Annotated in this window: 2 protein-coding genes; both read right to left on the bottom strand. The window is 47.1% G+C overall.

Features of this window, described 5'->3' with window-relative positions:
• Nucleotides 1–1,012 precede the first annotated feature (1,012 nt).
• Complete coding sequence (locus tag Q7V32_RS08825; protein ID WP_304896615.1) at nucleotides 1,013–1,837, bottom strand: PA4780 family RIO1-like protein kinase; 825 nt, start codon at nucleotides 1,835–1,837, stop codon at nucleotides 1,013–1,015.
• A 66-nt stretch (nucleotides 1,838–1,903) separates the two neighbouring features.
• On the bottom strand, nucleotides 1,904–2,377 hold a 474-nt coding region (locus Q7V32_RS08830), incomplete at its 5' end, for a metal-dependent hydrolase (protein WP_304896616.1).

Here is a 2,377-nt window from a genome sequence, read left to right on the forward strand (position 1 = left end):
CTTCCCTCAATTCAAAACGGCCTGCGATCAGTTCTTTGCCGGATTGAATCAATACCACGCCTCGTTGCGCTCGCTATTGACCGATCGATTCCAGATCATCGGTCAGGGGTGAGTGCCGAAATTTGAAGTGCGGTGGGTATACATTATCGGCCTTGCGACCTTCCGCCGCGACAGTCAGTGCGCGGTTGGCCTCTGTCTGTATCGGCATGGGAAAACTTTCAAAATCCTTGCGTGCCGCCTTGATCCATGAAATGGGTCGTGTCTTTTCTATCATACGTCCACTTTGTTTATGTTATTGTAGTCAAATATGACAACATAGTGCAAGTTTCTCATAAAGAATCTGAGGTCGATAGTTGGCCTCATTTGATTATTTTTATCAGCGTCATTTTCAAATAATTTTTAGCAGCTTTTTCGAGAAAAAATTAGCGGATAAGGTCAAGAAATGGGTGTTTATGAAATCAAGAAACTACAGTTAACTGCAGGCATATCATGAGTGTCATTACCGTATTAACTTCGAAAAATTAAGAGCACAATCCGGAAAATATGAGCACGTCAGAAAAGGCACTATTGAAACATCGGGCACCGTGAAAAGCGGCGACGCAATGTCACTTCTGAGAAATCAGGAATCACCGTCTCTTTAGGGCGGTGAGGATGGCAAGGGTAACATCCAGCTAGCAGTGAAATTATGCAGTTCCTTCAAATATTAGAACTATGTATGCCAATCTGCTGATAATCATTGATAACACGTGTTGATCAAATCACTTTTATAAACATAGTGGCTGTTTCCACGCTTCAAAAGGTGGCGGTGTAAATATCGGTCTGCATTCTGTTAAATTGAAGCAGAACTTATTAAGATGTGACTCTGATACGAAGGAACCTTTACCCCCCTATAATAACTTAACCTTATTCGGTAACAGAAATGAATCGGCAAGTCAGTCGGGTGCAATCAAGGAACGCCTAGAAGTAACCCTTAAATGGCTACCGGCTATTGACGGACGCTGTCTTTATAAAGTTATTTTTCCTCATTTTCTTTGCGCGCCGTGTCTATCTCGCGCATAACGCCTCCAACGTCTGGAGCTTTGGTGTCTTCTTCGAAATATCCGGTTAGCTGCGTTTCAAGTCGAAGTTCGCCGCTTTGGTAAAATTTCCACATTTCCTTTCCATAGGCAGTTGTCAATAATTCGGGTGCGAAGCGGCCGAAATAGTTGGTCATGTTAGCGACATCCCGCTCCAGCATCATGCGGGCATTATTGTTGCCGGCTGCATCGACGGCTTGGGGTAGATCTATGATGACGGGCCCATCGCTGCCAACCAGTACGTTGTACTCTGATAAGTCCCCGTGGATAAGGCCATCGCAGAGCATACGGACGATTTGGGAAATGAGGAAGCGATGATACGTTCTGGCCAGTTCCGGCTCCAAGTCCAGGTCATTGAGCCTGGGCGCCGGATTGCCGTCACTGTCCGTCACCAATTCCATGAGCAGCACACCGTCGATGAAGTCATAGGGGCGAGGTACCCTGACACCCGCCTCGGAGAGACGGTACAAAGCGGTAACTTCCGCGCTTTGCCATGTCGACTCCTGTTCTTTGCGGCCATAACTGCTCCCTTTCGCCATGGCACGGGCGCGGCGGCTGTTGCGTACCTTGCGGCCTTCCTGATAAAGCACGCTTTGCCGAAAGCTGCGCTGGTCGGCTTCTTTGTAAACCTTGGCACAACAGATGACAGTTCCACAGCGTACTACATAGACAGCAGCTTCCTTGCCGCTTTTTAGGGAATGTATGACTTCGTCGATAAGGCCATTGTCGATTAAGGGTTCGAGTCTTTTAGGTGTTTTCATGGGGGATATTATGCGGCTTTAGTCGGTATTTCCTCCAGAACAATGAGCATTAGATTAGGTTCACACTCACTGTTTGACGTGCTTATCCCTAATTACTGCGCCAATAGTGCCAATTACTAAAGCCGGAATCAACACCCAAATGAGTTCAGAAGCGATTACCCGAAGCCCCCATTCCGTAAAAAAATGGCCAACCCCAATGGGAGAAACCTGGATGGGTCTAAACGGAAGAAATATCCGTTCTAAACTGAAGGGCCAAAACAAGGCCACGCCAAGACCGCCATTAGTCATGGCATCGAGGAAGGCATGGGAAGCGCACGACCCGAAGCAAAACCAAAACACAGGCCAAGGCTTTGAGCGGAGTTTCTTGTGGAAATAAGTAAATAAACACGCCAGGCATAGGGCAAACACCAACGAATGCGTAAAACCCCGATGTCCCCATTGCGAACCATAAGGGATGCCGAATTTGAAGCCAATGATATCAATATCGGGGAAAACAGCGCATACCGCAGCCAACAAAAACAGCTTTAAATTGAGCGTTTC

It is taken from the genome of Methylicorpusculum sp., assembly GCF_030651835.1.
Taxonomy (GTDB): Bacteria; Pseudomonadota; Gammaproteobacteria; order Methylococcales; family Methylomonadaceae; genus Methylicorpusculum.